The sequence below is a fragment of the Agromyces sp. Soil535 genome, from assembly GCF_001428255.1.
GTDB lineage: Bacteria > Actinomycetota > Actinomycetes > Actinomycetales > Microbacteriaceae > Agromyces.
Window position 1 is genome coordinate 356,713 of the sequence record NZ_LMRW01000001.1, and the last position, 25,859, is coordinate 382,571.

Annotated in this window: 28 protein-coding genes; 19 read left to right on the top strand and 9 right to left on the bottom strand. The window is 71.0% G+C overall.

All coding sequences use genetic code 11. The annotated features are described in order from the left end of the window. Complete coding sequence (locus ASG80_RS01675) at positions 1-1,182, bottom strand: 4-hydroxybenzoate 3-monooxygenase (protein WP_056727786.1); 1,182 nt, start codon at positions 1,180-1,182, stop codon at positions 1-3. Positions 1,183-1,288: 106 nt separating this feature from the next. Beyond that, positions 1,289-2,041 carry an IclR family transcriptional regulator gene (locus ASG80_RS01680; protein ID WP_056727789.1) on the bottom strand — a complete coding sequence of 251 codons (753 nt, stop codon included), beginning with the start codon at positions 2,039-2,041 and terminating at the stop codon, positions 1,289-1,291. 109 nt (positions 2,042-2,150) lie between these two features. On the opposite strand from ASG80_RS01680, the gene pcaH reads away from it, so the two are divergent. The 15 genes from pcaH to ASG80_RS01755 all read left to right on the top strand — a co-directional run bounded on the left by pcaH (position 2,151) and on the right by ASG80_RS01755 (position 15,021). Continuing rightward, on the top strand, positions 2,151-2,966 hold the full coding sequence (gene pcaH / locus ASG80_RS01685; RefSeq protein ID WP_056727791.1) for a protocatechuate 3,4-dioxygenase subunit beta: 816 nt from the start codon (positions 2,151-2,153) through the stop codon (positions 2,964-2,966). Next, positions 2,966-3,520, top strand: coding sequence for a protocatechuate 3,4-dioxygenase subunit alpha (gene pcaG, locus ASG80_RS01690; protein WP_056727793.1), 555 nt, complete (start codon positions 2,966-2,968; stop codon positions 3,518-3,520). Before pcaH ends, pcaG begins: the two co-directional genes overlap by 1 nt. Further along, the gene (locus ASG80_RS01695; protein WP_235507959.1) at positions 3,510-4,889 is read left to right on the top strand and encodes a lyase family protein; all 1,380 of its coding nucleotides are present in this window, start codon (positions 3,510-3,512) and stop codon (positions 4,887-4,889) included. The genes pcaG and ASG80_RS01695 overlap by 11 nt, the downstream gene beginning before the upstream one ends. Continuing rightward, positions 4,886-5,662, top strand: a complete 777-nt coding sequence (locus tag ASG80_RS01700) for an alpha/beta fold hydrolase (RefSeq protein WP_056727795.1) — start codon at positions 4,886-4,888, stop codon at positions 5,660-5,662. Before ASG80_RS01695 ends, ASG80_RS01700 begins: the two co-directional genes overlap by 4 nt. Next, entirely contained in the window at positions 5,659-6,060 is a 402-nt protein-coding gene (pcaC, locus tag ASG80_RS01705; RefSeq protein ID WP_056727797.1) for a 4-carboxymuconolactone decarboxylase, read from the top strand. The genes ASG80_RS01700 and pcaC overlap by 4 nt, the downstream gene beginning before the upstream one ends. Before the next feature lie 150 nt (positions 6,061-6,210). Further along, the gene (locus ASG80_RS01710) at positions 6,211-6,960 is read left to right on the top strand and encodes a 3-oxoacid CoA-transferase subunit A (protein WP_056727800.1); all 750 of its coding nucleotides are present in this window, start codon (positions 6,211-6,213) and stop codon (positions 6,958-6,960) included. Next, positions 6,957-7,604, top strand: coding sequence for a 3-oxoacid CoA-transferase subunit B (locus tag ASG80_RS01715; protein ID WP_056727802.1), 648 nt, complete (start codon positions 6,957-6,959; stop codon positions 7,602-7,604). The genes ASG80_RS01710 and ASG80_RS01715 overlap by 4 nt, the downstream gene beginning before the upstream one ends. Continuing rightward, positions 7,601-8,782 carry a thiolase family protein gene (locus ASG80_RS01720; protein WP_056727805.1) on the top strand — a complete coding sequence of 394 codons (1,182 nt, stop codon included), beginning with the start codon at positions 7,601-7,603 and terminating at the stop codon, positions 8,780-8,782. The genes ASG80_RS01715 and ASG80_RS01720 overlap by 4 nt, the downstream gene beginning before the upstream one ends. A 10-nt stretch (positions 8,783-8,792) precedes the next feature. After that, the gene (locus tag ASG80_RS01725; protein ID WP_056727807.1) at positions 8,793-9,587 is read left to right on the top strand and encodes an IclR family transcriptional regulator C-terminal domain-containing protein; all 795 of its coding nucleotides are present in this window, start codon (positions 8,793-8,795) and stop codon (positions 9,585-9,587) included. Between the two features lie 70 nt (positions 9,588-9,657). Then, positions 9,658-10,464: a PaaX family transcriptional regulator C-terminal domain-containing protein gene (locus ASG80_RS01730; protein ID WP_056727809.1), complete on the top strand. Its 807-nt coding sequence runs from the start codon at positions 9,658-9,660 to the stop codon at positions 10,462-10,464. A gap of 239 nt (positions 10,465-10,703) precedes the next feature. Next, positions 10,704-11,687: an ABC transporter substrate-binding protein gene (locus ASG80_RS01735; RefSeq protein ID WP_056727810.1), complete on the top strand. Its 984-nt coding sequence runs from the start codon at positions 10,704-10,706 to the stop codon at positions 11,685-11,687. Between the two features lie 86 nt (positions 11,688-11,773). Further along, positions 11,774-12,574: an ABC transporter permease gene (locus tag ASG80_RS01740; RefSeq protein WP_056727812.1), complete on the top strand. Its 801-nt coding sequence runs from the start codon at positions 11,774-11,776 to the stop codon at positions 12,572-12,574. Further along, positions 12,571-13,395, top strand: coding sequence for an ABC transporter permease (locus ASG80_RS01745; protein ID WP_056727815.1), 825 nt, complete (start codon positions 12,571-12,573; stop codon positions 13,393-13,395). The genes ASG80_RS01740 and ASG80_RS01745 overlap by 4 nt, the downstream gene beginning before the upstream one ends. Further along, positions 13,388-14,188 carry an ABC transporter ATP-binding protein gene (locus tag ASG80_RS01750; RefSeq protein ID WP_056727817.1) on the top strand — a complete coding sequence of 267 codons (801 nt, stop codon included), beginning with the start codon at positions 13,388-13,390 and terminating at the stop codon, positions 14,186-14,188. The genes ASG80_RS01745 and ASG80_RS01750 overlap by 8 nt, the downstream gene beginning before the upstream one ends. Further along, entirely contained in the window at positions 14,185-15,021 is an 837-nt protein-coding gene (locus ASG80_RS01755) for a PaaX family transcriptional regulator C-terminal domain-containing protein (protein WP_156401601.1), read from the top strand. The genes ASG80_RS01750 and ASG80_RS01755 overlap by 4 nt, the downstream gene beginning before the upstream one ends. Here ASG80_RS01755 and ASG80_RS01760 read toward each other — a convergent pair. The 5 genes from ASG80_RS01760 to ASG80_RS01780 all read right to left on the bottom strand — a co-directional run bounded on the left by ASG80_RS01760 (position 15,011) and on the right by ASG80_RS01780 (position 20,136). Continuing rightward, complete coding sequence (locus ASG80_RS01760; protein WP_056727819.1) at positions 15,011-16,537, bottom strand: long-chain fatty acid--CoA ligase; 1,527 nt, start codon at positions 16,535-16,537, stop codon at positions 15,011-15,013. The two genes, ASG80_RS01755 and ASG80_RS01760, sit on opposite strands and share 11 nt — an antisense overlap. Positions 16,538-16,618: 81 nt before the next feature. Then, entirely contained in the window at positions 16,619-17,071 is a 453-nt protein-coding gene (locus tag ASG80_RS01765) for a MaoC family dehydratase (protein WP_056727820.1), read from the bottom strand. Between the two features lie 69 nt (positions 17,072-17,140). Further along, complete coding sequence (locus ASG80_RS01770; RefSeq protein WP_056727822.1) at positions 17,141-18,310, bottom strand: acyl-CoA dehydrogenase family protein; 1,170 nt, start codon at positions 18,308-18,310, stop codon at positions 17,141-17,143. A 9-nt stretch (positions 18,311-18,319) separates the two neighbouring features. Then, positions 18,320-19,204, bottom strand: a complete 885-nt coding sequence (locus tag ASG80_RS01775; RefSeq protein WP_056727824.1) for an amidohydrolase family protein — start codon at positions 19,202-19,204, stop codon at positions 18,320-18,322. A gap of 5 nt (positions 19,205-19,209) precedes the next feature. Beyond that, a complete protein-coding gene (locus ASG80_RS01780) occupies positions 19,210-20,136 on the bottom strand; it encodes an SDR family NAD(P)-dependent oxidoreductase (RefSeq protein ID WP_056727827.1) in 927 nt (308 codons plus the stop codon). Positions 20,137-20,225: 89 nt separating this feature from the next. Between ASG80_RS01780 and ASG80_RS01785 the strand changes: the two genes are divergently transcribed. Both ASG80_RS01785 and ASG80_RS01790 read left to right on the top strand, forming a co-directional pair. Next, on the top strand, positions 20,226-20,684 hold the full coding sequence (locus tag ASG80_RS01785; RefSeq protein ID WP_056727829.1) for a MarR family winged helix-turn-helix transcriptional regulator: 459 nt from the start codon (positions 20,226-20,228) through the stop codon (positions 20,682-20,684). A 154-nt stretch (positions 20,685-20,838) separates the two neighbouring features. Then, positions 20,839-21,918: a substrate-binding domain-containing protein gene (locus ASG80_RS01790; protein WP_056727831.1), complete on the top strand. Its 1,080-nt coding sequence runs from the start codon at positions 20,839-20,841 to the stop codon at positions 21,916-21,918. Between the two features lie 41 nt (positions 21,919-21,959). On the opposite strand, the gene ASG80_RS01795 is transcribed toward ASG80_RS01790, so the two are convergent. Continuing rightward, a complete protein-coding gene (locus ASG80_RS01795) occupies positions 21,960-22,388 on the bottom strand; it encodes a hypothetical protein (protein WP_056727834.1) in 429 nt (142 codons plus the stop codon). After that, positions 22,385-23,140, bottom strand: a complete 756-nt coding sequence (locus tag ASG80_RS01800) for an SDR family oxidoreductase (protein WP_056727837.1) — start codon at positions 23,138-23,140, stop codon at positions 22,385-22,387. The genes ASG80_RS01795 and ASG80_RS01800 overlap by 4 nt, the downstream gene beginning before the upstream one ends. Positions 23,141-23,248: 108 nt before the next feature. Between ASG80_RS01800 and ASG80_RS01805 the strand changes: the two genes are divergently transcribed. Then, positions 23,249-24,193: an ABC transporter ATP-binding protein gene (locus tag ASG80_RS01805; protein WP_056727840.1), complete on the top strand. Its 945-nt coding sequence runs from the start codon at positions 23,249-23,251 to the stop codon at positions 24,191-24,193. Continuing rightward, positions 24,190-25,836, top strand: coding sequence for an ABC transporter permease (locus ASG80_RS01810; RefSeq protein ID WP_056727842.1), 1,647 nt, complete (start codon positions 24,190-24,192; stop codon positions 25,834-25,836). Before ASG80_RS01805 ends, ASG80_RS01810 begins: the two co-directional genes overlap by 4 nt. The last annotated feature ends 23 nt before the right edge of the window (positions 25,837-25,859 follow it).

Below are 25,859 nucleotides of genomic sequence, written 5' to 3' on the forward strand. Positions count from 1 at the left end.
TCATGCCTTGTCGGTGGGCCAGCCGGTGTACGCCTCGGCGAGGTAGCGCCGTCCGGCCTCCGATTCGACGACCATGTTCAGCTCGCCGAGCTGGCGACGGCGGTCGAAATCCGTCGCATCGGGCGCGACATGCAGCATGCTCGTCATCCACCACGAGAAGTGCTGCGCCTTCCAGATGCGACGCAGTGCGGCATCCGCGTACTGGTCGAGCGCTCGTTCGTCACCTTCGAGGAGGAGCGCCAGCAGCGCCTCGTTGAGGAGCAGCACGTCCGCGATCGCGAGGTTCATGCCCTTCGCCCCGGTGGGGGGCACCGTGTGCGCCGCATCGCCCACGAGCGCGACGCGACCCTTCCGCAGCTCGTGCGCCACGAAGCTGCGGAACCGCAGCACGTCCCGTTGGAAGATCGGCCCCTCGATCAGGGTGTGGCCGTCGACGCGGGACTGGAGGTCGTCCCAGATCTGCCGGTCGCTCATCGAGCTCGGGTCCAGCTCGGGATCGCACTGCAGGTACATGCGCTGCACGGTGGCGCTGCGCTGGCTGATGAGCGCGAAGCCGTTGGGGGAGTTGCTGTAGATGAGCTCGGGCGCGCTCGGCGGAGCCTCGCACAGGATCCCGAACCACGCGAACGGGTACTCGCGGAAGTAGCCGCCCGTCTGCGAGCCGGTGACGGCCGCTCGCGCGACGCTGTGCGATCCGTCCGCACCGACGACGAACTCCGCAGCGATCTCGAGCCGCTGCCCGTCGGCGTCCGCGGCGACGATCACGGGTCGCGCGGGATCCGAGTCGTCGATGTGCGACGCCGTCACCCCGAAGCGCAGGTCCTGGCCGTGCTCCAGGCGCGTCGCGATGAGGTCCTTGAGCGCCTCGTGCTGCGGGTAGAGCCACACGCTCCGGCCGGTGAGTCCGCGGAAGTCGATGCGGTGCCCTTCGCCCGCGAATCGGAGCTCGATCCCGTCGTGCCGGTGCCCGTCGGTCAGCACGCGGGTGGACGCGCCGGACTCCGACAGCACCCGTACCGTGCCGTGCTCGAGGATCCCGGCGCGGATGGTGTGCTCGATCTCGTCTCGCGTTCGCGAGTCGATCACGATCGACTCGATGCCCGCCTGTGCGAGCAGGTGCGACAGCAGCAGGCCGGCCGGGCCGGCTCCGATGATGCCCACGCGGGTGCGGGTCTCGGTCATGGCGTCTCCTTCGACGGATCTCGGGTGCCCAGCCATTGTCCGGGGGCGGGGCCTCGGTGGATTCGAGCTTCCCGATGAATGGGAATCCGTCGGACGTCGGAGGTCGTCAGCGTCGGTAGCCCAGCGCCGCGGCGGTGTCGGCTGCGGCCCGGCGGAGTTCCCTGAGCGCGGCATCCGGTGCCGCATCGCGGGGGAGCACGACCGACAGCGCCGCCGCGACCGCCCCGGTCTCGTCGCGGATCGGCACCGCGACGCCCGTCGAGACCGCCTCGATGTAGCCGGGCGCGATCGCGTGGCCGAGGGTGCGCACCTCGGCGAGCTTGCGTCGGAGCACGCCGGCGTCGGTGATGGTCTCGCGGCTGAGCGGCACGAGCGGCGCCTGCAGGATGCGCTCCTGCAGCTCCGGCGTGCCGTAGGCGAGGAGCACGAGGCCTGAGGATGACGCGTGCAGCGGGAGTCGGCCAGCGACGCGCGTGATGTTGGATCCCGACTCCGCGCCCGAGAGCCGCTCGATGAACAGCGCCTCGTCCTTCTCCAGCACGGCGAGCTGGGTGTGCTCGCGCACGCGCAGCTGCACGCGCTCCATGTAGGGCAGCGCGGCCTGGCGGAGTCGCAGCGCATGCGAGCTGCGGGTGCTCAGCTCCCACAGCCGCATGCCGATCCGCACTCGGCGGTCGTCGTCGCGTTCGAGCAGGCCGGCGACGACGAGGTCGTTCACGACGCGATGCGCGGTGGAGATGGGCAGCCCGGATCGCCGACCGATCTCGGCGGCCGTCTGCACCGTGCGCGTCGCCGTGAAGGTCTCGAGCACGCGCACCAGTCGTTCGGTGACGGAGTCGCCCGAGCGGGAGTTCGCCATGACTTCAGACTGACACAGATCTGCATGAGCATTCCCATTGGATGGGAATCGGCGGGACGGCTCGTGGGGTCATCGGTCACCATGAATACACGTGTCGAAGGGGACATCCATGAGCACCACAGAGACCGCAGCGGCGCCCGAGTCGCTGCTGGCGGCGCCCGACCAGGCGTCGCAGGCGGAGATCACCGCGGAGATCCGCGCCACGCACGAGCAGGCCGATGCCCTCGAGGCGGGCGGCCGGCGCGTGCCGATGACGCTGGTCGACTTCCCGCCGTACCGATCGAGCATCCTGCGTCACCCCACGAAGAACCCGCGGCTGGTCGACCCCGAGACCATCGAGCTGTGGTCGCCCGCATACGGGCAGCGGGATGTCGCGGCCATCGAGTCCGACCTCACCCTGCAGCACTCCGGCGAGCCGCAGGGCGAGCGGATGACGGTGCAGGGGCGCCTGCTCGACTCGTGGGGTCGCCCCCTCGCGAACCAGCTCATCGAGATCTGGCAGGCCAACTCGGCCGGGCGCTACATCCACCAGCGCGACCAGCATCCCGCCCCCCTCGACCCGAACTTCACGGGCGCGGGCCGCGCGATCACCGACGAGCACGGCGAGTACCGCTTCACGACGATCAAGCCGGGGCCGTACCCGTGGAAGAACCATGTGAATGCGTGGCGACCCGCGCACATCCACTTCTCGGTCTTCGGCAGCGCGTTCACCCAGCGTCTCGTCACGCAGATGTACTTCCCCGGCGACCCGCTGTTCGCGCTGGACCCGATCTACAACACGATCCGGCGGCAGCGGGACCGGGATCGGCTGATCGGCGTCTACGACCACGACCTGACCGTGCCCGAGTTCTCGATGGGCTACCGGTGGGACATCGTGGTCGACGGGCCGGATGCCACGCGGTTCGAGCGGGAGGAGGAGCACTGATGCCCGAGCGGATCCTGGAGCCCACGCCCGGCCAGACGGTCGGCCCGTTCTTCGCGTTCGGCGTCGAGTACCCCCGGATGCACGAGGTCGTCTTCCCGCACAGCCCCGGTGCGATCGTGCTGGGCGGCACGGTCTACGACGGCGCGGGTCATCCGATTCCCGACGCCCTCGTCGAGATCTGGAGCGCCGACGCCCACGGCGTCGTGTCGCGCCACCGCGGGGCATTGCGCCGCGACGGCCACACCTTCACGGGCTTCGGCCGGTCGGCGACGACCGACGAGGGTTGGTACGAGTTCTGGACCGTCAACCCGGGCGCCGTCGACGGCAGGGCGCCGTTCTTCGCGGCGATCGTCTACGCGCGCGGCCTGCCCGACAAGCTCCACACGCGCATCTACCTTCCCGACGACGAGGAGCTGCTGGCGGCCGATCCGCTGCTGTCCTCCCTCCCGCCTGAGGAGCGCGCTACGCTCGTCGCAACGCGCACGCCCGATGGCCACCTGCACCATGACATCCGTCTGCAGGGCGCGAAGGAGACCGTGTTCCTTGCATTCTGACGACGGATCCATCGCCGGGCGGTCGCACCCGCTCGATGTCGGGTTGCTGTCGCCGGTGTCGGTGCCGGCGGCGGACGAGGCATCCGATCGGGCGTTCGTCGGCCATCTCGTCGGTGCGGAGCTCGCCCTCATGCGGGCGCTCGTGGACCAGGGCCTCGCCCCGGCGTCGGTCGGTGCCGCGGTCGAGTCGGTGCGTTCGCGCACCTGGGACGACCTCGATCTGCGGGCGCTCGCGCGGGACTCCGTCGCCGGCGGCAACCCGGTGATCCCGTTGATCCCGCTCCTGCGGGCCCGCATCGCGCAGGCCGATCCGGATGCCGCGGCGTGGGCGCATCGCGGGGCGACGAGCCAGGACATCATGGACTCCGCGCTCATGACCCTCGCGCGCGACGCGGCGGCGACGATCACCGACCGGCTCGGTCGCGCGGCAGCAGCGCTCCTGGTGCTCGCAGCGCGACATCGCGACGACCCCGCCGCCGCACGGACCCTCACCCAGCACGCGGTGCCGACCACCCTGGGCCTGAAGGCGGCGAACTGGCTGCGCGCGATCGTGCGGGCGCGACATCGACTCGCCGAGGTCGCCGATCGGCTGCCGGCGCAGCTCGGCGGTGCGGGCGGCACGCTCGCGTCGTTCGTCGAGGCGTTCGGGCCCGATCAGGCCGCGGCGCTCCCCGCGCGGTTCGCGGTCGAACTCGGCCTGCAGGCGCCCGACGCCCCGTGGCACACCGACCGCTGGCCGGTGACCGAGTACGGCGACGCGCTCGCCGCCGTCGTCGCGGCACTCGGCACCTTCGCGTCCGACGTCGCGACACTCGCACGTACCGAGGTCGGCGAAGCCTCGGTCTCCGCCGGCGGGGGCTCGAGCGCCATGCCCCAGAAGCAGAACCCCGTCGGCGCCGTGCTGATCCGATCCGCCGCCATGCGCGCCCCCGGGCTCGCCGCGCAACTTCAGCTCGCCGCCGGCCTCGCCGTCGACGAACGGCCCGACGGCGCCTGGCACGCCGAGTGGCCCGCGCTCCAGGAGTTGATGCGCCTGGCGCTCGGTGCGTCGGACCGAGCCGTCGTGGTCGCCGAGGGCCTCACCCTCGATCCCGAGCGCGCGCGTGCGAACCTCTCCCTGACCGGGGGCCTGATCGTGAGCGAGCGCCTGTCGATCGTCCTCGTGCCGCTCGTCGGCAGGCGCCGCTTCGACGCGCTCATCTCGGATGCCGCGGGCGGGGCAGACCTCGCGGCGCTCGTCCGAGCCCAGCCCGAGGCATCCGACATCGACGTCGACGCGCTGGTCGACCCCGCAGCGTACCTCGGCCTGGCCGGAAGGCTCACCGACGATGCCATACGGGACGCACGACAGGAGGGGATCCGGCCATGACCCTGCCGGGCATCGCCATGACCGACCCGGTCGGGCGCGACGGCGCACCGCTCGTGGTGCTCGGCCCGTCCCTCGGGACCTCCACCATCCTGTGGGAGGACGTCGTGCCCGTGCTCGCCGCCGAGTACCGGGTCGCGGCGTGGGACCTGCCCGGGCATGGGGCGTCGAGCGCCGCGGTCGAGGCCTTCTCGGTCGCCGACCTCGCCGACGCCGTGGCCGACGCGATCCGACGTCTCGACGCCGATCGAGTGCGCTACGCAGGGGTGTCGCTCGGTGGAGCCGTCGGCCTCACGCTTGCGCTCCGGCATCCGGAGCTCCTCGTCCGCGCGGCGATCGTCGCATCGGGGGCGCAGCTGGGGGAGCCGAGCGGCTGGCACGAGCGCGCGGCGCAGGTACGGGGGCAGTCGACCTCGAGCGTCATCATCGGCTCGGCGCAGCGGTGGTTCGCGCCCGGCTCGATCGAGCGGCGCCCGGGGCTGTCGGGGCGGCTGCTGCACGCGCTGCAGGATGCCGACGACGAGAGCTATGCGCTGTGCTGCGAGGCGCTCGCCGACTACGACGTTCGCGCGGAGCTCGGCGCCATCACGACGCCGGTGCTCGCAGCATGGGGCGAGTACGACGCGGTCGCGCCCGAGGCGAAGGCGATCGAGATCGCGGAGGGCGTCGCCCACGGGAGCATCGCCGAGGTGAAGGACGCCGCACACCTGCCCCCCGCGGAACAGCCGTCGGCGAGCGCCGAGGTGCTTCTGAGGTTCTTTCGGGAGGAACGATGAGACCGGCCGGTGGAGGACTCTCCGACGAGGAGCGGTACGACCAGGGCATGGTCGTGCGACGGGAAGTACTGTCGGACGCCCACGTCGACGGCGCGATCGCCAGGACGTCGGCGTTGACCGCCGACTTCCAGGACTTCATCACGCGCGTCGCCTGGGGGGACATCTGGTCGCGTCCCGGCCTCGACCGTCGGTCGCGGTCGATCGCCGTGCTCACCTCACTGATCGCGCACGGACACCACGATGAGCTCGCGATGCACCTGCGCGCTGCCCGCCGCAACGGCCTGACCATCGAGGAGATCACCGAGGTGATCCTGCAGAGCGCGATCTACTCGGGCGTGCCGGCCGCGAACGCCGCCTTCCACGTCGCGAGCGAGGTCTTCGCCTCCGACGGCGACTGAGCCTCAGACGCTCCACCTCGCACCGGGGGGCTGGTGGTTCCCGCGCGCCTTCGGTACTCTGTTTGTAGAACGAACACATGTTCGCACAGCGAACACCACTGCACGACTGAGGAGCGAGGCGCGGACGCCTCGGATCGAGAGGAGCGGCCGATGATCGACAAGACCGTGCCGGATGCCGCTTCGGCCGTCGCCGACATCCCCGACGGCGCGACGGTCATGATCGGGGGGTTCGGCCGGGCAGGGCAGCCCGTGGAGCTCATCGACGCCCTCATCGCGCACGGCGCCCGCGACCTCACGATCATCAACAACAACGCGGGCAACGGCGACACCGGACTCGCAGCGCTGCTCGCGACCGGTGGCGTGCGCAAGATCGTGTGCTCGTTTCCGCGACAGTCCGACTCGTGGGTGTTCGACCGCCTCTACCGCGAGGGGAGGATCGAGCTCGAGCTCGTTCCGCAGGGGAACCTCGCCGAGCGCATCCGGGCCGCCGGCGCCGGCATCGGGGCGTTCTTCTGCCCGACGGGCGTGGGCACGCCGCTCGCCGAGGGCAAGGAGACGCGCACGATCGACGGTCGGCAGTACGTGCTGGAGTTTCCCCTGCAGGCGGACTACGCGCTGATCAGCGGTCACCGTGCCGATCGGTGGGGCAACGTCGTCTACCGCAAGACGGCGCGCAACTTCGGACCCGTGATGGCGTCCGCCGCCAGGTCGACGATCGTGCAGGTCGACCAGCTCGTGCCGCTGGGCGCCCTCGACCCCGAGTCGGTCATCACGCCGGGCATCTTCGTCGATCGCGTCGTCGCCGTCGGAGAGCGCCCATGGCTGCGCGACGGCGCCTTCGTCGGCGGTGTCGACCTCGAGGGCAGGCCAGACGCAGACGCGGGGGAGGAGATCCCATGACCACCCGCATCACGCGCGACGAGCTCGCCCGCCGCATCGCGGCCGACATCCCCGAGGGTTCGTACGTGAACCTCGGCATCGGCGCGCCCACGCTCGTCGCGGACTTCCTGCCCGACGACCTCGAGATCATCCTGCACACCGAGAACGGGCTGCTCGGCATGGGGCCGAAGCCCGACCAGGCGAACCTCGACCCCGACCTCATCAACGCCGGCAAGGAGCCGGTCACCGAGCTCCCCGGTGCCGCGTTCTTCCACCACGCGGACTCCTTCGGGATGATGCGCGGCGGACACCTCGACGTGTGCGTGCTGGGTGCGTTCCAGGTGTCGCAGACCGGCGACCTCGCCAACTGGTCGACCGGCCGGCCCGGTGCGATCCCCGCCGTCGGCGGCGCGATGGACCTCGCGATCGGCGCGAAGGACGTCTACGTCATGACGGACCTCCTCACCAAGCAGGGCGACTCCAAGCTCGTGGAGGCGTGCACGTACCCGCTCACCGGCGTCGGCTGCGTGACCCGCGTGTACACCGATCACGCCGTCTTCGACGTCACTCCCGACGGGTTCCGTGTGCGGGAGGCGTTCGGCGACAACACGGTCGAGGAGCTCGAGCGGCTCACCGGCCTTCACCTCGGAGGGAGCCTCGCATGAGCGCGAGCTACGTCTACGACGCGATCCGGACCCCGTTCGGCCGCTTCGGCAAGTCCCTCGCGGGCGTGCGGCCCGACGACCTCGCGTCCCAGGCGCTCGAGGCGCTCGCGGCGCGGCATGACGGATTCGACCCGGGGCGGGTGGACGAGATCCTCCTCGGGGCGGCGAACCAGGCCGGCGAGGACAACCGCAACGTCGCGCGCATGGCGGCGCTGCTCGCCGGGTGGCCCACCAGCGTGCCCGGGGCGACCGTGAACCGGCTCTGCGGGTCGAGCGTCGAGGCGGTGATCCAGGCGAGCCGAGCCGTCGAGACGGGAGATGCCGACCTCGTCGTCGCCGGCGGCGTCGAGTCGATGAGCCGGGCGCCGTGGGTGCTCCCCAAGCCCGAGCGCCAGTACCCCGCCGGCAACGAGACGCTGCACTCGACGACGTTGGGGTGGCGTCTCGTCAACAAGCGGATGCCGAAGCAATGGACGATCCCCCTCGGCGAGTCCGCCGAGATCCTCGCCGACCGCTACGGCATCACCCGCGAGGAGCAGGACGCGTTCGCCGTGCGCAGCCACCGCCTCGCGGCCGTCGCGTGGGACGCAGGAGTCTACGACGGCGAGGTCGTGCCGGTGCCCGGCGTCGCCCTGACCCGCGACGAGAACATCCGACCGGATGCCTCTCCCGAATCCGTCGCACCGCTCCAGCCCTCGTTCCGCCCCCGCGGAACGGTCACGGCCGGCAACGCGTCGCCGCTGACCGACGGCGCGTCGGCCCTGTTCGTCGGGTCGGAGGCGGCGTCCGACCTCCTCGGCGGCGCCCAGCCGCTGGCACGGATCACGGGCCGGGCCGCGCACGGCAACGATCCCGACGTGTTCGGAATCGCTCCCGTCGAGGCCGCGAACCGTGCGCTCGCCCGCGCCGGACGCACGTGGGCCGACGTCGACCTCGTCGAGCTGAACGAGGCCTTCGCCGCGCAGAGCCTCGCGTGCCTCCGACTCTGGCCCGACCTCGACCCCGAGAAGGTGAACATCCACGGCGGCGCGATCGCGATCGGCCACCCGCTCGGCGCATCCGGGGGCCGCATCATCGGCCACGCCGCCCACGAGCTCGCGCGCCGTGGCGGGGGAGTCGCCGTCGCCGCGATCTGCATCGGCGTCGGCCAGGGGCTCGCCGTGGTGCTCGAGCGCTAGCCTGACGGAGATGCCTCCCGCCGCCGACCATGCACCAGAGCCCGCTGGCGACTTCGTGCAGTCCTTCGCCCGTGGGCTCGGGGTGATCCGCGCGTTCGACGCGCAGCATCCCGAGCTCACGCTCAGCGAGGTCGCCCGACGGGCGGACCTCACCCGGGCGGCGGCGCGGCGCTTCCTCCTCACCCTCGAGCGGCTCGGCTACGTCAGTTCGGACGGGCGCGGCTTCTCGCTCACCCCTCGCGTGCTCGAGCTCGGCTTCTCCTACCTCTCGGCGCTCTCGCTCCCCGAGGTCGCGCAGCCGCACCTGGAGCGGCTCTCGCGCGAGTTCGACGAGTCGGTGTCGGCCGCGGTGCTCGACGGCGGCGAGATCGTCTACGTCGCCCGGGTCGCGACACGTCGCATCATGTCGGTCGGGATCACGATCGGCACGCGATTCCCGGCGTGGTCGACGTCGATGGGACGCGTGCTCCTCTCCGACCTGCCGGACGCCGCGGTGGAGACGCTGCTGGATGCCGCGGCGCGAGACGCGCCCGCTCCGGAACCCGCAGCACTCCGCGCCGAACTCGACGAAGTGCGCGCGCGCGGCTGGGCCCTCGTCGACCAGGAACTCGAAGCGGGCATCCGCGCGGTCGCCGCGCCCGTCCGAGGCCGCCACGGTCGGGCCGTCGCGGCTGTCAACGTCTCCACCAGCGCCTCTCGAACCACATTGAGCCGGATGCGCACGCACTTCGTGCCGGCGCTCCTCGCCACCGCCCGATCCGTGGAGTCCGACCTCAGGCCCTTCGAGGTGGCACGCATGGAATGATGGGCGGGTGCCCCGTTCGATCCCGAGTCAGGCGAGTCCGCCAGGGCGCCGCGCATCGTCGACGAGGCAGGTGCTGACCATCTTCGGCGACTACTGGTCGCACGTCGACGAGCCGATGCCGTCGGGGGCACTCGTCCGCGCGTTGACCGACCTGGACATGAAGGAGGGCGCCGCCCGCGCCGCCCTCGCCCGGATGGCCCGCATCGGCCTGCTCGCTGTCGAACGCGCAGGCCGCCGCACCACCCATCAGCTGACCGCGCGCGCGCAGGAGATCGTCGACGAGGAGTCGGCCTGGTTGGAATCGTTCGGGCGCATCCAGTACGAGTGGGATGGCCTCTGGAGCGTCCTCGCCTTCTCGATCCCCGAGTCGCAGCGAGCCACCCGGCATCTCAGTCGTTCGCGCCTGCGTTGGCTGGGCTACGCGCCGCTGTACGACGGCGTGTGGATCTCGCCGCTCGACTCCGCCGAGCGGGCGATGGCCCAGCTCCAGGAGATCGGCGTCGACCGCGTGACGTCGATGCGCGCGCGCCTCGACACGTCGCTCCCCGGCGGACCGCAGAGCGCGTGGGACCTCGCGGCCATCGGCGATGAGTACCGCGAGTTCGCGGCCGCCGCCCCCGCACCCGGCAGCAGCGGCGCCGCTGCCCTGTCGGCGCGGTCGCGTCTGATGCTGGCCTGGCAGGAGTTCCGAACCATCGATGTCGGACTGCCGGCCGAGCTCCTCCCCGAGGAGTGGCCCCAGCGGTCCACACGCCGACTGTTCGTGGAGCGGTACGACGCGCTGGGGCCGGCGGCCGAGGAGCGCATGCGGGCGCACATCGCGGAGATCAGCGACGGGCTGAGCGGCCTCGTGACCAGGCGGCGCCTCGCCGGCTGAGCGGCGCGCCCGGGATCCCGACGACCTCTTCGGTAGGCCTGGCTTCGTCGGTCATTCACCATTGTCGTGACGACCGTCACAAATTGCTTGACAAAATCGTTGAGGAGCTCAACGATGGGCATTGTCACACGACGGCGTGCCGACGGGTGCGAAGCAATGAAGCAAAAGCAGCGAGACGGATGCACCGCACCGCGCGACCGCCGCGCTGACGCCACTGTCGTCAACGAGAGGCTCCATCAATGAAGAGAAGTCTGATCGCGGTCGCCGCTGCGGCGATCGCCGCACTCGCCCTCAGCGGGTGCACCGATTCCGATGCTGACGCAGGCGGAAGCGAATCGCCCGGCTCGGGCGAACTGCAAGCCGTGAAGGTCGCGGCGCTCCCCATCACCGAGACCTCCGCCATCTGGGCGGGAATCGAGGCCGGCTTCTTCGAGGAGCAGGGCCTGGATGTCGAGGTGCTCCCCGCCCAGGGCGGCGCGCAGGCCATCCCCGCCATGCTCAGCGGCGACGTCCAGTTCGCGATCGGCCAGCCGTTCGGGCCGTTCCGCGCCGACCTGCAGGACCTCGGGGTGGCCATCATCGGCAACTTCGCGTCGAGCCACGAAGAGGGCCCCGACGTGAACGCCGTCGTCGCATCCGCCGCCTCCGGCATCACGCGCCCGGCGGACCTCGCCGGGAAGCGCGTCTCGGTAAACAGCCTCGGCGCGGCGGGCGACGTGACGATCATGGCGGCGGTCGAGGCCGACGGCGGCGACCCCTCGACGATCGAGTTCGTCGAGGTCGCCTTCCCCGACGCGCCCGGTCAGCTGGCGGCGGGCAACATCGACGCCGCCTGGGTGCCCGAGCCGTTCGTCACCCAGCTGGTCGATGGCGGCGACACGTTGGTCGTGTATCCCTATCAGGACGTGCTGCCGGGCTTGGCCACGCTCACCGTGATGACCACCAGCCAGCTCATGGAGGACGACCCCGAACTCGTCGAGGCCTTCTCCACGGCGATGCGCGAGACGCTCGACTGGGCGAACGACCCGGCCAACGAGGACGAGGTGCGGCAGGCCATCAAGGACAACCTGGAGTTGCCCGAGGCGGTCGCCGATTCGGTGCCGTTCCCCGTCTACAGCTTCGATCTCGACCGCGACAGCCTGGAGGAGCTCGCCGAACTCGCCGTCGACTACGGGGTCCTCCCGTCCACGCCCGACTTCGACCGGCTGATCCAGCAGCAATGACCTGGCCGGGGGCTGGGGCGGCACCTCCCCTCCGCGCCGGCCCCCGACCGGCTCCTCGAACCCACGATCACAGGACATCCGAACCCATGGCCCGACGATCCCCCCGTTCCCTTCGCTCGCTGCGGAAGGCCGTGCTCGGCGTCGCCGGCCTGCTCGGATTCCTGCTCACGTGGCAGCTGATCCCGACGCTCGGGATCATCAGCCCCGAGTACCTTCCCTACGCCACCGAGACCCTTGCACGGCTGGCCGACGACCTGCGCGACCTCGCGTTCTGGCGGGCGGTCGGCCAGACGATGACCAGTTGGGCGATCGGCCTGACCATCGCGTCCGTTGCGGCGATCGCGCTCGGCACCGTCATCGGGCTCATCCCGTTCCTGCGGCGTGCGACGCACACCACGGTGGAGTTCCTCCGGCCGATCCCGTCGGTCGCCCTCATTCCCCTCGCCGTGCTCGTCTACGGCATCCAGATGCAGGCGGCGCTGGTGATCATCGTGTTCGCGAGCTTCTGGCAGGTCTTCGTGCAGGTGCTCTACGGGGTCGCCGACGTCGATGCCGTCGCGCGGGACACCGCCCGCAGCTTCGGGCTCAGCCGATCCTCGCGCGTGGTCAACCTGGTGCTGCCCACCGCGCTGCCCTACCTGATGACGGGCCTGCGCCTGGCCGCGGCCGTGGCGTTGATCCTCGCGATCACGGCCGAGATGGTCATCGGCAACCCAGGTGTCGGCCGGCTCATCGCCCTCTCCGGTTCCGCGGCCGACTGGGTCGGGCTGTACGCCCTCGTCATCGTGACGGGCCTGCTCGGGCTGACGATCAACCTCCTGTTCCGGGTGATCGAGCGTCGCTCCCTGGCCTGGCATCAGTCCGTTCGTGGAGAGGAGGTCCTGTGACGCTCTACACAGGCACCGTGGTCACGGTGCGACCGAAGTCGCGGGTGTGGCGATCGATCGGGGAGAACGCGCTGTACGCGCTCGGGCTGCCGTTCCTGCTCCTCGTGGTGTGGGGCGTGTGGTCGACGATCTCCCCGCAGAAGTTCTTCCCGGGCCCCATCGAGATCATCCAGGCCTTCGTCGACACGTGGATCGGCCCGCAGTTCTTCGTCGACGTCGTGCCGAGCCTGGCGCGCCTCGGGCTCGGAATCGTGCTCTCGATCGCCATCGGCATCACCGCGGGCACGGTCATCGGCTCGATCCGCTGGCTGCGCGAGCTGCTGGAACCGACGCTCGAGTTCTTCCGCGCGATCCCGCCGCCCGTCCTCATCCCGGTCGTCGTGCTGCTGCTCGGCATCACCGACGCCACGAAGGTCATCGTCATCGTCTCAGGCGCGATCTGGCCGATCCTGCTGAACACGATCGAGGGCGTGCGCGCCACCGACGCCGTCATGACCGAGACCGCCCGATCGTTCGGCATCACCCGCTGGCAGCGATTGCGATATCTCGTGCTTCCCGCCGCGAGCCCTCAGATCATGGCCGGCGTGCGTCAGGGGCTCTCGGTCGCGCTGATCCTCATGGTCATCTCCGAGATGTTCAGCTCTTCGTCTGGGCTGGGCTACCGGATCACCTACTTCCAGCGCAATTACCTGATCGCCGAGATGTGGAGCGGCATCCTGCTCCTCGGGCTGATCGGCGTGCTGCTGGCCACGATCTTCGGCATCGTCGAACGACGAGTGCTGAGCTGGTACCACGGAATCAAGGAGGTGGAGCGTGCCTGACACGCTGCTGCAGGTCGAGCACCTGAAGAAGATCTACGAGTCGTCGACCGGGAGCGTCGAGGCCATCGGCGACATCAGTTTCTCCATGCGGTCGGGGGAGCTCGTCTGCATCGTGGGGCCATCCGGATGCGGCAAGACGACGCTGCTCAAGTGCATCGCCGGGCTGCTGAACCCCACTGCCGGCAGCGTCGAGCTGGACGGGAGGAAGGTCACCGCCCCGCCCGCGAGCATGGCGCTGGTCTTCCAGGAGTACGGTCGGAGCCTCTACCCGTGGCTCACCGTGCACGGGAACGTCGAGCTGCCGCTGAAGCACAAGCGCCTCGCGCGCGCCGAACGGGAGCGGCTCATCGTCGATGCCCTCGAAGCGGTCGGGCTCGACCACGCGGCCAAGAGCTATCCGTGGCAGCTGTCGGGCGGGATGCAGCAGCGTGTCGCGATCGCCCGCGCGGTCGCCTACCAGCCCGAGGTGCTCATCATGGACGAGCCGTTCGCCGCCGTCGATGCGCAGACCCGCGCCGACCTCGAGGACCTGGTGCGTGGTCTCCATCGGGACCGCGGGATGTCGATTCTCTTCGTCACGCACGACATCGACGAGTCCGTCTACCTCGGTGAGCGCGTCATCGTGCTCTCCAAGTCGCCGACGTGGGTGCAGGAGGACCTCGCGATCGACCTCGCTCCCGAGCGGGACCAGATCACGACGCGCGCCCTTCCCCGGTTCACCGAGCTGCGCACGCATGTCTACGAGCAGATCCAGCGTGCCAAGCGCGGGGAGGCCATCCGGGCGGCGGCGTGACCCGGCTCGCCAAGGTGCAGGGTCCCGGCGGCACCGCGCGCAGTCGCCAGCCCAAGCAGCTCCTGCTCGCCTTCCTCGGCGAGCACATCGTGCACTTCAGTCTGTGGCCGGTGCGTGCGGCCGTGCTCATCGACGTGCTCGAGGGGGCGGGCGTGGCGCCCCCGGCGACACGGGCGACGCTCGATCGGATGGCGCGGCGCGGCCTGCTGGAGCGGGTGCGACTGGGACGTGAGATCGCCTTCGGACTGACGGACGTGGCGACGGGCGTCCTGCGCGAGGCGACGGCGCGCGTGCACGCGCTGCGACCGTTCGACCCGACGGGGCACGGCTGGACGCTCGTGACCTTCTCCCTGCCCGAGCAGCAGCGCACCGTCCGCCATCGGTTGCGGTCCGCGCTGACGTGGGCGGGCTTCGCCCCGCTCCGGGACGGCCTGTGGATCGCTCCCGGAGAGGTGGACCTCGCGAGGGCGCTGGGCCCGCTCAGCGCCGACCTCCCTCCCCGTGCGGTCACTGCGTTCCGCGCGACCGAGGTGGCGGGGTTCCCGGGCTCGGTGGCGGCCGCCTGGGACGTGGACGCGATCCGTGCCGAGCACGAGGCGTTCGTCGGAAGGTGGTCGGCGTCCGCGGCCGTCGACGGCGGGCCGTCGTCGTTGTCCGTGCACACGATGCTGGTGGCGGACTGGCTCGCGTTGCTCCGTGCGGACCCGCGGTTGCCGCGTGACTTCCTCGACGACGCATGGCCGGCCGATCGGTCGGTGGCGGCCTATCGGGCACGTTACGCGGAACTCAGCGGGGCATCCGCGGCGGCGTTCTCGGTGCTGGTCAGCGACTGAAGCGCGCGCGCAGGTCGGCCTTGCGAACCTTGCCGGACGCGGTCCTCGGCAACTCGTCGACGACCACGACGTGCTTGGGCAGCTTGTAGCGGGCGAGGCGCCCGTCCAGATGTGCGCGAACGTCGTCGGTGGTGACGGATGCTCCGGGCCGAACGGTGAGGATCGCCCACGGCACCTCGCCCCAGCGCTCGTCGGGCACGCCGATCACGGCGACCCCCGTGACGTCGTCGAGGTCGGTGATGGCGTTCTCGATCTCGGCGGGGTAGATGTTCTCCCCGCCGGAGATGATCATGTCCTTGAGCCGATCGGAGATGTACAGGTATCCATCGGGGTCGAGGTAGCCCATGTCGCCCGACCTGAACCACCCGTCCGAGGTGAACGCCGCTGTGGTCGCCTCGGGGAGTCCGTGATACCCGGGGAAGACGTTGGGCCCGATGAGCTCGATCTCGCCGACCGTGCCACGCGGCACCATCGCACCGGACTCGTCGGCGATGCGGATGTCGGTGAAGAAGTGCGGCAGCCCGACGCTGCCCTGCTTGGCCCGCGTCATCTCGGGCGGCAGGGAAGTCACGCCCGGTGACGCCTCGGTCATGCCGTAGCCCTGCGAGAACGACAGCCCGCGCTCCTCGTAGGCGTTCAGGATGCGGCTGGGCACGGCCGAACCGCCGCAGGTGAGCTTGCCGAGGCTCGAGAGGTCGGTGCTCGCCCACGCCGCATGGTCGGCCATCAGCTGGAAGGTGGTGGGGACGCCGCTCAGCATCGTGACGCGGTGCCGCTCGATCAGCGCGAGCGCGCGGCCGGGATCGAATCCCCGCTCGAGCACGATCGTGCCGCCCTTCAGCAGCACGGGCAGCATGCCCATCCCCAGCGAGGCGGCGTGGAAGAGCGGCGAGATCATGAGCGCGACATCCGTCGAGACGACGTCGTAGTCCACGAGGCAGTTCAGCGCCACCCAGGTCAGGTTCTCATGGGTGAGCACGGCGCCCTTCGCCATGCCCGTCGTGCCGGAGGTGTACAGGATCACCGCAGGGTCGGTGAGCGCGACCTCCGCTTCCGTGTGACCGGCGCGGGGCGTGCGGATCAGGCGCCCCAGTCCTGGCGTCGCCTCATCGCCCTCCCCCGTCGCGATCACGTGCGCCGTGCCCGCGGCGGCGACGCCCGGGGCGACGCGTTCGGCGAACTCGGGGTCGTGGATGAGCACGCGGGCGGTGCAATCCGTGAGCACGTGGCTGATCTCCGGGGGAGCGAGCCGCGTGTTCACGGGCACGAAGACCGCGCCCAACTGCACGGCACCGAAGAGCACCCCGATGAACTCGGGGCTGTTCTCGCCCAGGTACGCGACGCTGTCGCCCTTGCGCACCCCGCGTCGCCACAGCATCGCCGAGACTCGATCGGCCCGATCGGCGAGCTCACTATAGGTGATCCGCGTGTCGTCGACCCCGTAGATCAGTGCGGTCTTGTCCGGCGTCTTCAGCCGGCGCTTGGCCATCCAGGCGCCGAGTCCGTGGGTGTGCATCCTGTCCTCTCCGTCGAGGGAAGGCGCCGTTCGGCGCCTCGGGGTCAGCGGTGACGGTGCGGCGCGGCCGCGGCGCCGCGGCTATGCGTAGAAACGATAGAGCCCGCGCGCGATGACGGCTGGCTTCGGGGCGCCCTCGAGCTCGATGGTCTGGTCGACGGTGAGCTGGTACCCGCCGGGTACCTCGGCGACCTCCGCCACGAGCGCGGACATGCGCACGCGGGCGCCGACCTTGACCGGCGAGACGAAGCGCACCTTGTCCAGGCCATAGTTGACCTTGGTCGTCACGCCGGTGACGTCCAGCAGCTCGGTCCAGAACTTGACTGCGAGCGACAGGGTCAGGAACCCGTGCGCGATCGCGGCGCCGAAGGGGCCGTCCTTCGCGCGCACGGGATCGACGTGGATCCACTGGTGGTCGTCGGTGGCATCGGCGAACCGGTCGACGCGATCCTGGGTGATCTCGAGCCAGTCCGTGGAACCGAGGTCGGTGCCGGCGAGGCCGGCGACATCCGCGTAGGCGACGGTGGTGGTCATGGTGTGCCTTTCAACAGTGGTCATGGTGTGCCTTTCAATCGGGGAAGGGGTCAAGTCAGGGGAAGGGGGTCAGACGAACGCCGAGCGCCCGGTGAGCGCGCGGCCGACGATGAGCGCGTTGATCTCGTGGGTGCCCTCGTAGGAGTACACGGCCTCGGCGTCCGCGAAGAACCGTGCGACCTCCTCGTCGAGCACGATACCGTTGCCGCCGACCACCTCGCGGGCCAGCGCGACGGTCTCCCGTGCGCGCAGCGCCGTCCACATCTTGGCCAGCGAGGAGTCCTCGTCGGCGAAGTGCCCGGCGTCCTGCCGTCGGGAGAGCTGCGCGACCATCGCAAGCGAGGCGGTGACGTTGCCGAGCATGCGGGCGAGTTTCTCCTGCACGAGCTGGAACCCGCCGAGGGGCCGGCCGAACTGCTCCCGGTGCGTCACGTAGCGGAGCGCCGCCTCGAACGCGCCGGCCTGCACGCCGGTGGCGATCCACGCGACATCCGATCGCATGCGCCGAAGCATCCCGCTGACGTCCCGGAACGACGACACGCCCTGCAGCCGGGCGTCTTCGCCGACTCTCACGCCGTCGAGGGTGATGTCGGCGTTCTGCATGATGCGCAACGCCGTCTTGCGCTCGATCCTCTGCAGCCGCACGCCCGGAGCATCGCGGGGCACGAGGAACGCCTTGACCTGGCCGTCACCGTCGTCGCGAGCGAAGACCGCGAGCAGGTCGGCGGTGGATGCGCCGCCGATCCAGCGCTTCGCCCCGTCGAGCACCCACTCGTCGCCGTCCCGGCGCGCACGCGTCGCGAGACCCCCGGCGATGTCGCTGCCGTGCAGCGGCTCGGTCAGGGCGAAGACGCCGGTGACGTCGAAGGAGCGGATCATGGGGTCGAGACGGGCGGCTTGCTCGGGGGAGCCGCCGACGGTGACGGCCGTGCGGAACAGGCCCGACTGGGCGTTGTACCAGGTGGCGAGCGACGCATCCGTCCTGGCGAGCACGAAGTTGCGCACACCGGCGAACAACGTCGTGTCGGCCTCGCCGGTTCCTGCAAGCTCGGGCGGATCCATCAGCCGCAGTGGCACGAGCGTCGCGGAGAAGGCGTCGGGCAGCTCTGCGCGTTCCCAGGCATCTGCGAGCAGTGGACGGATGTCGCGCACGAGCGTCTGCTCGAGCCGATGCAGCACGCCGTACGCGGCCGGGCTGACGTGCTCAGCGAGGCCGTAACGGTCGAAAGTGTCGTCCATGCAGGGCCCCTACGTCGTGAGCCCGAGCAGACGCGCGGCGTTGTCGCGCATGATCCCGGGCATCACCTCGGCCTTCAGCGCGGTCTGCTCGGCATCCGCGATCCACCGGTCGGGGGTGAGCATCGGGAAGTCCGAACCGAAGAGCACCCGGTGCTTCAGGACCGAGTTGGCGTAGCGGACGAGCTCGGCGGGGAAGTACTTGGGACTCCAGCCCGACAGGTCGATCCAGGTGTTGCGCTTGTGCGTCGCAACCGACAGCGCCTCGTCCTGCCACGGGACCGACGGATGCGCCATCACGATCTGCAGGTCGGGGAAGTCGGCGGCGACCGGGTCGAGGAGGATGGGGTTCGACAGGCCGAGCCGTAGCCCGTACCCGCCGGGCAGCCCGGCACCGATGCCGGTCTGGCCCGTGTGGAACAGGGCGACGACACCGAGCTCCTCGAGGGCGGCGTACAGCGGGTAGTGCCGTTCGTCGCTCGGGTCGAATCCCTGCACGGTCGGGTGGAACTTGAACCCCCGCACTCCGCTGTCCTCGACCAGCCGGCGTGCGTCGTCGATGGGCGCCCCGCCGAGCGGGTCCAGGGAGCCGAATGGGATGAGCACGTCGTGGTGTCTCGCGGCGCCGGCCGCGATCTCGGCGCTCGATATCGCCGGGTGCCCGAGGCGGGTCGTGGCGTCCACGGTGAACACGACCGCCGCCATCCGCCGTTCGCGGTAGTACGCCGCGATGCCGTCGAGATCCGGCCTGACCGCGCCGGTGCTGAAGTAGGCGCTCGCCGCCTCGGCGAGCTGCGGCGGCAGCGAGGAGTGGCCGTGCTCGTCGACCTCGACATGCACGTGCATATCGATCGCGGTGATGCCGTCGACGTCGATGGCCGGTTCGTAGCGGGTCATGACGCTCAGGCGGTGGCGCGCTGCAGTTCGTCGGGCAGCGGCGGGAAGCTCTCTCCCACGGACTGCAGCGAAGCGCCGAATTCGTCTTTGAAGGATGCCACGAGCGCGTCGTACGTCCACCCGCCGTCGCGATACGCCGTGACGACCGGCTCGGGATGCGACCAGAGCTGCAGTCGGTCGCCGCCGATCCCGATGGCCTGCCCTGTGACGCCGGCCGCCGCATCCGAGGCCAGGAAGGCGATGAGGCCCGCCACGTCGGCCGCCGTGCCGAAGCCGAGCCCGTGGCGGAAGAACGAGGGCATCGGCTCGCCCTGCTCATCGGCCTCGACCGCGGCGGCGAAGTACGGCACGGTCGCCGTCATCGCGGTGGCCGCCACCGGGATGACGGCGTTCGCCGTGATGCCCGCGCGCTTCAGTTCGAGCGCCCAGGTGCGCACCATCCCGACGATGCCGGCCTTGGCCGCGGAGTAGTTGGTCTGGCCGAAGTTGCCGCGTTGGCCGGTCGGCGAGCCGATGCAGATGATGCGGCCGGCCTCGCCCTGTTCGCGGAATCGCTTGACGGCCTCCCGCACGGTCGTGAACGTGCCGCGCAGGTGCACGTTGATGACGGTGTCGAAGTCGTCGTCGCTCATCTTCCACAGCACGGTGTCACGGAGGACCCCCGCATTCGTGACGAGGGCGTCGAGGCGTCCGAAGGTGTCCACCGCCGCAGCCACGAGGTCCGTCGCGGTCTGCGTGGGGCCGACCGGCGCGGCGACCGCGACGGCCCTGCCCCCGGTCGCCTCGATGGATGCCACGGCCTCCGCTGCCGTCTCGGCGTCGACGTCGTTGACCACGACCGCCGCGCCCTGCCGGGCGAGCTCCTGCGCGTACGCGAGGCCGAGGCCGCGTCCCGATCCGGTGACGATGGCGACTTTGCCGTCCAAAGACATGGGTGCTCCTTCGTGTCCTGACCATTACCGCACAAGACCGTTGAGAATGTCAATCATTGAAGAGTGGTATGGCTTGCTACCATCGGGCTATGGACGGGATCGCCAAGCCGACCGGCGCACGCCTGCGGGATTCTGCGCTCACCGACGACATCAGCTTCCTGCTGGCGCGCGCGAATGCCCTGTCATTGGCAGCAGGCAACGCGGCGCTTGCGCCCCTCACGCTGCGAGCACGCTCGTACTCGGTACTCGAGCTCGCCGCCGGGCAGGCTCGCCCGACGCAACGGGAGCTCGCCGAGTTCCTTCGGCTCGACCCCAGCCAGGTCGTCGCCCTCGTCGACGAGCTGCAGGGCCAGGGCCTCGTCGCGAGGGAGTCCGACCCGGCCGACCGCCGCACGAAGGTCGTGGTCGCGACCCCGCTCGGCCGGGAGGTCTGCGAGGCGGCGCGCGCCGCGGCGACGGCGGCGGAGCAGCACCTGCACGCCGACGTCTCTGGCAGCGACCGGCACCTGCTCGTCGATCTGCTTCGGCGCCTGGCGTTCCCGACCTGAGCGAGACCGCCGGGGACTCTGCGGGTTGAGGAGGCGCGCCAGCGCCGTCTCGAAACCCCCTCGCCCGGCCACCGGGCTTCGAGACGCTCGCTGCGCTCGCTCCTCAACCCGCAGATCGGCGCCACTCGAATCGATGCGGCCTAGAATCGGGCTCATGCAGACGGATTCCGCTCCGCGGACCGAGCCGATCACCCGCCCGACGCTCGCCGACGTCGCAGCGAGGGCCGGAGTGTCCGCGTCGACGGCATCCCTCGCCTTCAGCGGCTCAGGCCCGGTGTCGGATGCCACGAAGGCGCGCGTGCTCGCCGCGGCATCCGAGCTCGGCTACGCGGGTCCCGACCCGCGCGGTCGCTCGCTGCGCCGCGGCCGGTCGGGGATCGTCGGCGTGGTGCTCGAGGAGCGCGTGCGCGCGGCCTTCCTCGACCCGGTGAAGATCCAGACGCTCGACGGCATCACCGAGGGCATCGCCCCGCTCGGCGCCGGCCTCCTGCTGTTCACCGACACGGGCGAGGAGGGCGGCAACGCCGTCGGCATCGAGAGCGCGCCGGTCGACGCGGTCGTGCTCATCGGGTGCAGCCCCCGGCTCGCGCATTCGGTCGAGGCGCTGCGGCGGCGCGGCATCCCCGCCGTCGCCATCGAGGGCTCGGCCGGCGAGGACATCCTCCAGATCTCGATCGACAACCGCGACGCGACCCGACGCGGCGCCGAGTACCTCCGGGGGCTCGGGCACACGGAGGTCGCGCTCGTCACGCTGCCGTTCGACGCCGCGCGAACGCGCGGCCCGTTGACGCCCGAGCTCGAGCGGGGGAGCACCGTCGATACCGCGAGCGAGCGCCTGCTCGGCGCTCGCGAGGTGTTCCCGCACGCCACGGGCCGTGTCGCTGCGACGAGCTCCATCGAGGAGGGCCTCGAGGCCGGACGCGCCCTGCTCGCCGACCCGGCGACGCGGCCGACCGCGATCATCGCGCAGAGCGACCTGCTCGCCGCCGGCGTGCTCCAGGCGGCGGACGAGCTCGGTGTGGCCGTACCCGCCGAGCTCAGCGTGCTCGGGTTCGACGGCATCCGCGTCGACGGGCTGCAGCACGATCTCACGACGCTCGTGCAGCCGAGCGTCGCCAAGGGCCGGGCGGCGGGGGAGGCCGTGGTGCGCCTGCTCGCGGGCGAGCCTCCGGCATCCGTGCAGTTCACGAGCACGCTGCACATCGGGGACACGACGGCGCCGCCCGCGCGCTGACCGCTGACGGCGGCGGCGACGCGCCCGAAGGGTCAGGCGCGTCAGCGGTGCTCGGCCGCCTCCGCGGACGAGCTCGTTCGGCGGGCCCGCACGACGGCGACGACGATCAGCGCGAGCGGCAGGACGACGAGCCCGACGAGCCCGGTCGTGAGCAGCGCCGCCTCGGCCGCCGTCGCCGCCTGCAGGTGGCCGAGGTGGAACACGAGGTGCGGGACCGAGAACGCGAGGTAGGCGAGCAGCGCGATGATCACGAGTCGCGTCTCGGGCCACACGGCGGCGGCGGCGAGCACGATGGCGACGCCGAGCGTCGCGCCGCCGAAGTCCCGGAACAGGTGCTCGCTGTACGGCGGAGTGAGGCTCACCGTCGGCACGTCGCGGTAGAAGCTCTCAGGGAAGCACAGCGTCCAGACGCCGAGCACGAGTTCGATGAGGGCGAGCACGGAGAGGCCGACACGCAGCGCGAGCGTCATGCCCGCACCCCGTACCGGGTGGCCAGGAACTCGGAGAAGCTCGTCGTGCCGTACGGCGACCCGGGCACGAGGTTGCGGCCCGCGGCCAGGGCGGCGAAGGTGCGGCCCGGCGACGACACGGGCACGATCCTGCGATGCACGGATGCCGCATCCGCCCATCGCCGTGCGAGCTCCCGCGCTGCCAGCTGCTCCGGCCCGCCGATGTCGGGAACGCGGCCCGCCGGATCACCGGCGGCGAGCTCGGCGAGCCGGACCGCCACGTCGTCGACGGCGATCGGCTGGAACGAGATCCGCGGGGCGAGCACGACCGGCAGGAACCGCTGCGCCGTGAAGAGGCGGTCGACGAGCTCGTGGAACTGCGTCGCCCGCAGGATCGTGTACGGCACGCCGGAGGCTTCGAGCAATCGCTCGGCCTCGAGCTTCTGCCGGTAGTACCCGAGCGGGATCCGGTCGACGCCCACGATGGAGACGTAGACGAGATGGCCGACGCGGGCGTCGAGTGACGCGTCGATGAGCGTTCGCATCAGCCCCGCCTCGCCCGCACCGACGCCGTTCCTCGTGGCGAGGTGCACGACCGTGTCGTTGCCGGCGACCGCTTCGCGGATCCCCTCGCCCGATCGCAGGTCGCCGACGACGCGCCCCGTGCCCTCGCGACGGCTCAGCACGCGGACGTCGTGGCCCGCCGCCCGAAGCCGCGCGACGGAGGGGACGCCGAGTCGGCCGGTGCCGCCCGTGACGAGGGTGGGATTCATCCCTCGAGTCTGCCCGACAGGGTCACGGCCGGGGGCGGCACGACGCGCTCGTTAGGGTTCCGTTAAGGAGAATTCACAAGGTTGTGAATCGGACGTATCGTCGGCCTTATGAACACCGTCATCCAGACACGCGGTCTCGAGAAGCGATTCGGCCGCGTACGTGCACTCGACGGGCTCGACCTGGAGGTCGCAGCGGGCGAGGTGCACGGATTCCTCGGCCCGAACGGCGCGGGGAAGTCCACGACCCTCCGCGTGCTGCTGGGCCTCATCCGGTCGAGCGGTGGGCGCGCGACGGTCTTCGACCGAGACCCGTGGAGCGACGCGGTCGAGTTGCACAAGCGCATCGCGTACGTGCCCGGCGATGTCAGCCTGTGGGCGAACCTGTCTGGCGGCGAGGCGATCGACCTCATCGCGCGCCTCCGCCGCGTCGCAATCGACAAGCACGCGTACGCTGCCCGTCGCGAGCACCTGATCGACGTGTTCCAGTTCGATCCGTCGAAGAAGTGCCGCACCTACTCGAAGGGCAACCGCCAGAAGGTCGCGCTCATCGCGGCGCTCGCGACGCCCGCCGATCTCTTCATCCTCGACGAGCCCACCTCGGGCCTCGACCCCCTCATGGAGGCCGTGTTCCGTCGCGAGATCGCGACGCTGCTCGGTGACGGCGCGACGGTGCTGCTCTCCAGCCACATCCTGTCGGAGGTGGAGCACCTCTGCGACCGGGTCAGCATCATCCGTGCGGGCCGTACCGTGGAGTCCGGCACGCTCGCCGAGCTCCGGCACCTCACCCGCACCGAGTTCTCGTTCGCGAGCGAGGGGATCGGCCCTGCCGAGCTCGCCTCTATCCCGGGTGCGCACGACCTCGCCGTCGACGGCGCCCGGGTGCGCTTCACCGCCGACTCCCACTCGATGCCCGAGGTGCTCGCCTCGCTCGCTGTGATCCGTGCGACGGGCGTCACCGTGAACCCGCCCTCGCTCGAGGAGCTGTTCATGCGGCACTACCACGACGAGATCGACGATTCGGCGAGCTCGTCCCTGAAGGGCGCGACGAGATGAAGACCCTCCCCACGCTGCTGTGGTTGCGGTTCCGCCGCGACCGGTGGCAGATCCTCGTATGGCTGCTCCTGTTCGCGCTGCTCGAGGTCGTCGCGCACACCGGCGTCACGGAGACCTACGGCAACGACGCCGAGCGAGCGGGCGTCATCAGGCTCGTCATCGTGACCCCGGCGATCCTGATGCTCCGCGGCACCCCGCAGGGAACGCAGCCCGACGCCTTCCAGTTCTTCCTGCTGTTCGGATTCCTCGGGATCATGATCGGCCTGATGAACACCTTCCTCGCCGTGCGGCATACCCGGGGCGACGAGGAGGCGGGCCGCGCCGAGCTCATCGGCGCGACACAGGCCGGCCGGATCGCGCCGCTCCTCGCCACGGCGCTCGAGGGCTTCATCCTGAGTGCCGCGGTCGGGCTGCTCGTGGGCGGCATCGCGCTGCTCTACGGGGCCGAGCCGATCGGGGCCCTCCTCTTCGGCAGCGCCATGGCCGCCGTCGGGATCGCGTACCTCGGTGTCGGCCTCGCGTGCGCTCAACTCATGCGCACCTCGCGCGGGGCGAACGGCCTGGCGTCGGCGATCGTCGTACTCGGCTACGCGTTCCGGGCCATTGGCGACGCCACCGGCACCGTGCAGCCCGACGGGCTCAGCATGGAGGCCGGGTGGTGGAGCTGGCTGAGCCCCATCGGCTGGGGCCAGGCCGTGGCACCCTACACGCACCAGAACGCGTGGCCGTTGCTCCTCTGCCTCGGCGTCGGGGTCGTGCTGTTCGCCGTGTCAGCGCTGCTGCAATCCAACCGCGACCTCGACTCGAGCATCATCCCGGAGCGAGCCGGCCGGTTGCACGCCCCCCGAGCGCTCGCGGGCCCGCTCGGGCTGGTCTGGCGCGTGCTCCGCAACCCCGTCATCGGCTGGGTGATCGGGGGCGCGTTGTTCGGGTTGTTCATCGGCGCCATCGGCCAGAGCGTCGTCGAGCTCATCCAGCAGCCCGAGGGCGCGGCGGTCTCCGAGACGATCGGCCAGATGCTGGCGTCGTTCGCCGGGCCCGATGCCGAGGGCACGCTGATCGACTTGTTCACGACGGGCATCTTCAGCCTGGTCGGCATCCTCGCCGCGGTCGGCGGCGTCCAGGCCGTCATGCGCGCCCGCCAGGACGAGGCCGGAGGCTCCGCCGAGGTCGTCCTCGCGGCACCTGTGTCACGATTCCACTGGTTCTCGGCGTACCTCCTGATCGGCGCGGTGTCGGTGCTCGGCGTGCTCGCGTTCGGGGTGCTCGGCGCGATGGTCGGACTGACCGGAGCTCCGGATGCCGGTGAGCGCATGTCGACCATCGCTGAGGCCGGTCTCGCCCAGCTGCCCGGCTGCCTCGTCGTGGTCGCCGTCGCGGCACTGGCGTTCGCGGTGCTTCCGCGCCTGTCGATCGCACTCGGCTGGGCCGTGCTGGTCCTGGCGATCCTGCTCGGCCAGTTCGGCGGCATGCTGGGCCTCCCGGACTGGTTGCGCGACCTGTCGCCGTTCAGTCACACGCCTGTCGTGACGGCTGAGACGGTCGACTGGGCGGCGGCCTGGGCGATGTTCGGCATCGCGGTCGGAGTGGCGGCGGTCGCCGCCGTCATCGTCCGGCGCCGCGACCTGGCGTTGAGCGCGTGACGGCTGGCGGATGCCGGCGCGCG